Origin of the sequence: Cellulomonas sp. NPDC057328 (assembly GCF_042667215.1) — a bacterium.
In the GTDB taxonomy this organism is placed as follows: Bacteria; Actinomycetota; Actinomycetes; order Actinomycetales; family Cellulomonadaceae; genus Cellulomonas.
In genome coordinates this window covers 1-5,762 of the sequence record NZ_JBHUZW010000174.1, presented here as the reverse complement: position 1 = coordinate 5,762, position 5,762 = coordinate 1, and the positions used below count along the sequence as shown (strand labels likewise).

5 protein-coding genes are annotated in these 5,762 nt (G+C 75.0%); 2 read left to right on the top strand and 3 right to left on the bottom strand.

What is annotated here, in order from left to right:
- Positions 1 to 60 precede the first annotated feature (60 nt).
- The gene (locus ACFUMH_RS18420) at positions 61 to 348 is read right to left on the bottom strand and encodes a hypothetical protein (protein WP_378208944.1); all 288 of its coding nucleotides are present in this window, start codon (positions 346 to 348) and stop codon (positions 61 to 63) included.
- A gap of 173 nt (positions 349 to 521) precedes the next feature.
- Between ACFUMH_RS18420 and ACFUMH_RS18415 the strand changes: the two genes are divergently transcribed.
- A complete protein-coding gene (locus tag ACFUMH_RS18415) occupies positions 522 to 1,856 on the top strand; it encodes a uracil-xanthine permease family protein (protein WP_378208942.1) in 1,335 nt (444 codons plus the stop codon).
- Between the two features lie 22 nt (positions 1,857 to 1,878).
- Here the strand turns inward: ACFUMH_RS18415 and ACFUMH_RS18410 are convergent, their stop codons facing one another.
- On the bottom strand, positions 1,879 to 2,553 hold the full coding sequence (locus tag ACFUMH_RS18410; RefSeq protein ID WP_378208940.1) for a LytR C-terminal domain-containing protein: 675 nt from the start codon (positions 2,551 to 2,553) through the stop codon (positions 1,879 to 1,881).
- Positions 2,554 to 2,566: 13 nt separating this feature from the next.
- Positions 2,567 to 2,863, bottom strand: coding sequence for a type II toxin-antitoxin system VapB family antitoxin (locus ACFUMH_RS18405; RefSeq protein ID WP_378208938.1), 297 nt, complete (start codon positions 2,861 to 2,863; stop codon positions 2,567 to 2,569).
- A 222-nt stretch (positions 2,864 to 3,085) separates the two neighbouring features.
- On the opposite strand from ACFUMH_RS18405, the gene ACFUMH_RS18400 reads away from it, so the two are divergent.
- The gene (locus ACFUMH_RS18400; protein WP_378208936.1) at positions 3,086 to 5,710 is read left to right on the top strand and encodes a rhamnogalacturonan lyase; all 2,625 of its coding nucleotides are present in this window, start codon (positions 3,086 to 3,088) and stop codon (positions 5,708 to 5,710) included.
- Positions 5,711 to 5,762: the final 52 nt, after the last annotated feature.

The window sequence follows — 5,762 nt, the reverse complement described above, 5'->3', positions numbered from 1 at the left end:
CCGGTGGTCCGGCGGCCCCCGTCGGGCGGGTGCGGTCGCGTCGCGACCGTCAGCGCGTCGTCAGCGGCGCTCGTCGTCCGCGTCGTCGGACCCGCGGCCGATCGGCTCGGCCACGCCGCCGGCCGCCGCCGCGGCGACGCCGCCCGTGCCCGTGCCGGAGACGCCGCCGGGGGACGGCGGGAACGGCGGCACGAGCCCGCGGCGCTGCGTCGGGTCGCCGTCGTCCTCGACGTCGTCGGGGGCGGGCGGGGCCTGCGGGGCGGTGCCGCGGACGGGGTCGGGCGCCGTGCCCGCGGTGGTGTCGTCGTGCGCGGGACGCGGCTCGTCGGGGGTCGTCGGGACCGTCATCCTCGGCCTCCTTCGTCTCGGGGAAGAGGGCCACCACCGTCGCACGCGGCGTGCGGGACCGCCTCCCGGGCGTGCGCCGGGGCGCCGCAACACCCGCGTGACGCCGAGTGGCTAGCCTCGCCCCCGGTGCGCACGCGTGGTGCGGCGCACCGACGCAGAAGGAGCGTGGTCGCGTGGCGGGCTGGGGCTGGAGCGTGCACGGGGACGGCAGGTCCGTCGCACCGGGCGAGGTGGTGGCGCCGGGCGAGCGCCTGGCGTGGGGCCGCACGATCGGCATCGGGATGCAGCACGTCGTCGCGATGTTCGGCGCGACGTTCCTCGTCCCGCTCATCACGGGCTTCTCGCCGCAGACGACGCTGTTCTTCTCGGCGCTGGGGACGGCGCTGTTCCTGCTGGTCACGCGCAACCGGCTGCCCAGCTACCTGGGCTCGAGCTTCGCGTTCATCGCGCCGATCGGCGCGGCGACGGCGTCCGGCGGCCAGTCGGTGGCGGTCGGCGGCATCCTCGTCACCGGGCTCGCGCTCGCGCTCGTCGGGGTCGTCGCGCACGTCGCGGGCACGCGGTGGATCGACGCGCTCATGCCCCCGGTCGTCACGGGCACGATCGTCGCGCTCATCGGTTTCAACCTCGCGCCGGCGGCGTGGGGCTCGTGCACCGGCGACGACTGCTCCGGCTTCCGCGCGGCCCCCGTCACCGCGACGGTCACGCTGCTGGCGATCGTGCTGGTCACCGTGCTGTTCCGCGGCATCCTCGGCCGCCTGTCGATCCTCGTCGGGGTGCTCGTCGGGTACGCCGTGGCGCTGCTGCGCGGCGAGGTGGACCTCGAGGCCGTCGCCGACGCCGCGTGGGTGGGGCTGCCGCCGTTCGTCACGCCGACGTTCGACCCGGCCGTGCTCGGCCTGTTCCTCCCCGTGGTGCTCGTGCTCGTCGCCGAGAACGTCGGCCACGTGAAGTCCGTGGCGGCCATGACCGACACCGACCTCGACCCGTACGTCGGCCGCGCGCTCGTCGCCGACGGTCTCGCGACGACCCTCGCCGGCGTCGGCGGCGGCTCGGGCACGACGACGTACGCGGAGAACATCGGCGTCATGGCCGCCTCGCGCGTGTACTCGACCGCCGCGTACTGGGTGGCCGCCGCGACCGCGCTGCTGCTGTCGCTGTCGCCGAAGTTCGGCGCGCTCGTCGCCACGATCCCGGACGGCGTCCTCGGCGGTGCGGCGACGGTGCTCTACGGGATGATCGGCCTGCTCGGGGCGCGCATCTGGGTGCAGAACCGGGTCGACTTCTCGTCGCCGGTCAACCTCATGCCGGCCGCCGTCGCGCTGATCATCGGCATCGCGAACTACTCGTGGGCCGCCGGTGACCTGCGGTTCGAGGGCATCGCGCTCGGCACGGCCGCCGCGATCGGGCTGTACCACCTCATGCGGGCCGTGGCCCGGTGGCGCGGCACGCACGACGAGCCCGCCACCCCCGCCTCCGTGCCCGGCGGCGAGGAGCTGCGGCACTGACCGGGGGGCCGGCCGTGGTGCCTCAGCCCTCGGGCGCGGGCTCCACGGCCGGGTCCTCGGCGGCCGGGTCCTCCGCGGCGGGCTCCTCCGGGGCCGGCGCCTGCTGCGCGGCCTGCTCGAGCTCGGCGAACGGGATGCAGCCCTCGGGGCCGGTCAGCGGGACGGCGGGGTCGAGGACGACCTGCTCGACCGGCAGCAGCTGCTGGAACTCGGAGCCGAGCACCAGGTCGACGCTGGCGTCCTCGCGCGGGTCGAGCGCCAGCAGGGCGTCGGGCAGGTGCGCGCGGAGCGTGTAGGCCGCGGCGATGCCGTTGCGGCCGGAGGTGATGCGGCCGACGCCGCCGGTCGACGCGCCGTTGTCCGTCGCCGCGACCGCGAAGCCGCGTTCCTGCAGGGCGGCGGCGGTCGACGCGGCGAGGCCGGCCCGGCCGGCGCCGTTGAGGACGTTGACAGGGACCTGGTCGGCCGGCACGGGCAGCGCACCCTCGGGCGGGCAGTACGCCTCGGCGGTGGGCGACGGCGTCGCGAGCCGCGTGAAGTCCCGGTCGAGGAACGGCACCGAGATGCTCTCGGTGTAGAGCGCGGCCGAGCCGACGCCTGCCACCGCGAGCCCCGCCAGCAGCACGCCGAAGACGACCGCCTGGCGCTCGTGCATGTGCCGGCGCCGCAGCTGCCGGGCCCTGTCCTGGTCGCTCACGACGCCCCCCGCCTCAGCTCAGCACCAGCACGCGCGCGTGCAGGAGCGCACGCTGCTGCAGGGCGGCACGGACGGCGCGGTGCAGGCCGTCCTCGAGGTACATCACGCCCTTGTGCTGGACGACGTGCGCGAACAGGTCGCCGTAGAAGGTGGAGTCCTCGGCCAGCAGCGCCGCCAGGTCCAGCGTGCGCTTGGTGGTGACCAGCTCGTCCAGCCGCACCTGGCGGGGCGGGACGTCCGCCCACTGCGCGGGGGTGACGCGCCCGTGGTCCGGGTACGGGCGCCCGTCGCCCACGGCCTTGAAGATCACGTGCCGAGTGTAGGGGCAGGGCCTGCGGCGCCCGGTCCGGTCCGACACGTGGCCGCGTCACGTCACCCGGGCGGCGCGCACGCGGGTCGTGCCGGGGTGTTGACCTGGCGGGTCCCGGCGGCGTTGAATCGATCAAAACGGACGGATAGCGCTTTCTCCAGCGCGATGCCGCGGTCACCGACGACCGCACCGGCGTCCCGTCCGGCTCCGGAAGGGGAACCGATGACCCTGCGCACCCGACGACGTGTGCACCTCCTGACCGCCCTGCCCGCCGCCGCGTGCGTCGGCGCCCTCGCGCTGGCCGGGGCCGTCGCGCCGGCCTCCGCCGCAGCTCCTGCGGCACCCGGCGCCGCCTCCGCGGGAGCCGCCGCGGCGGCCCGCGGCCACGGCTCCGACGCCGTCCGCCTCGAGCGCCTCGACCGCGGCCTCGTCGCCGTCGCGACGTCCGAGGGCGTGTTCCTGTCCTGGCGCCTGCTCGCGCCCGAGGTGACGGGCGCGACCGCCACCACGCAGTCCGGCCCGCAGTTCGCCGTCTACCGCGACGGCACGCGCATCGACACGGTCGAGGGGGCCACCAACCTGCTCGACGCGGACGGCACCGCGGCGTCGGTGTACCGGGTCGCGGCCGTCGTCGACGGCGTCGAGGTCGACGTCAGCGCCGACGCGACGCCGTGGGCGGGGCACCACGACATCCCGCTGAACAAGCCGGCGGACGGCGTCACGCCCGCCGGCGAGGCCTACACCTACGCCGCCAACGACATGAGCGTGGGCGACCTCGACGGCGACGGCGCGTACGAGTTCGTCGTCAAGTGGGACCCGTCCAACTCCAAGGACGTGTCGCAGGTCGGCTACACCGGCAACGTCTACGTGGACGCCTACGAGCTCGACGGCACGCAGCTGTGGCGCACGGACCTCGGGGTCAACATCCGCGCCGGCGCCCACTACACGCAGTTCCCCGTCGCGGACTTCGACGGCGACGGCCGTGCCGAGATGATGCTCAAGACGGCGCCCGGCACCACCATCACGACGTACGCGCCCGACGGGACGCCGTCCGCGCCGCGGCCGATCACCCTGCCGGCCGACGACGTCGCCGCCGGCGTCACCCACGCCGACGACTACCGCATGGACGCGGCGGACTACTACGAGCACGTCGTCGAGATGTTCCGCGGCTGGTCGACGCGCGAGGAGGTCGTCTCGGGGCAGTGGCCGGCGACGCTCGAGGAGGCGTTCGGCATCGCGCCGCAGTACACGTACCCGCTCTCCGACGCGGACGCCCGTGCGCTGACCGACTACTTCATGGACGTCTACGCGCCCGGCCGGTCGGCCCGCAACGTGCTGCGGAACTTCGCAGGGTTCGTCCTCGAGGGCCCGGAGTACCTCACGGTGGTCGGCGGGGACGGCCGCGAGCTGCAGACGGTGGACTACAAGCCGGGCCGCACGGACGACGGGCTGCTGTGGGGCGACTACGCGATGTCCCGCATCGAGCCGGGCAACCGCGTCGACCGGTTCCTGGCCGGCGTGGCCTACCTCGACGGCACGCAGCCGTCGGCGGTGTTCGCGCGCGGCTACTACACGCGCTCGACGCTCGTGGCCTACGACTGGGACGGGAAGGCGCTGCGGGAGCGCTGGTACGTCGACTCCGGGTGGACGCCCATGACGAACCCGTTCAACGACGGGCCGCACGGGCGTGACGGCACCGACCCGGAGTTCGGCACGATCACGACGCAGGGCTTCCACTCGTTGTCCGCGGCCGACGTCGACGGCGACGGCAAGCACGAGATCGTCTACGGCTCGGCCACGATCGACGACGACGGCTCGCTGCTCTACTCGTCGTTCGCCGAGATGCCGGAGGGCTCCGCGACGCCCGGCGAGCAGGCGCGGCTCGGCCACGGCGACGCCATGCACGTGACCGACATCGACCCGGCCCGCCCCGGGCTGGAGATCTTCACCGTGCACGAGGGCGGCGCGTACGCGCCGTACGGCATGGCGATGCGCGACGCGGCGACCGGCGAGACGCTGTTCGGCGTCTACTCGGGCCGCGACACCGGCCGCGGCATGATCGGTGACGTCCGTCCCGACGTCCCCGGCCTCGAGGCGTGGGCCAGCCTGCCCGGCGGGTCGGACGCGTCCGGCCTCTACTCCGCGGACGGCGACGTGCTGCAGCCGACGATCTACGGCACCAACCAGTCGATCCGCTGGGCCGCCGACGGCACGACGCAGCTCGTCAACGGCGCGGGCGACCAGACGCCGACGATCGACGACGCCGCCCGCGGCACGCTCCTCACCGCCGAGGGCACGCGCACGAACAACGGCACCAAGGGCAACCCGTCGCTCGTCGCCGACGTGCTCGGCGACTGGCGCGAGGAGCTGTTCGTGCGGACCGCCGACTCGTCCGCGATCCGCGTGTACACGTCGACCGAGGTGACCGACCGCGGGCTGGTCACGCTCATGCACGACCCGCAGTACCGGGCCGAGGTGGCGCGGCAGCAGACGACGTACAACCAGCCGTCGTACCCGGGCTTCTACCTGGCCGCCGACACCGACATGACGACGGTGCCGGTCGCGCAGGCCTGGCTGCCGGGCAGCGTCGACGCGCTGCGGGACACGTTCTGGCGGCTCGTCGCGTCGGGCGACCTGCGCGGGCTGGCGGTGCTCGAGGGCGTCGCCGCGATCGAGGTCGCCGACCGGGCGGCCGACCGCGGGCAGACGCGCGTGGTCGTCGCCGCGCTCGACACGTGGGCGAAGCGGCTCGAGCGCATGCGCGACACGCGCCTGTCGTCGGCGAGCCCGGCGGCCCGCACGACGCTGGTGACGCTGGTCGAGCGGATCACGGTGCCGCTGCGCTGACGGCGGCACCGACCCGAGGACGACGAGCGCGGCGTCGCGGCCGACCACCGGC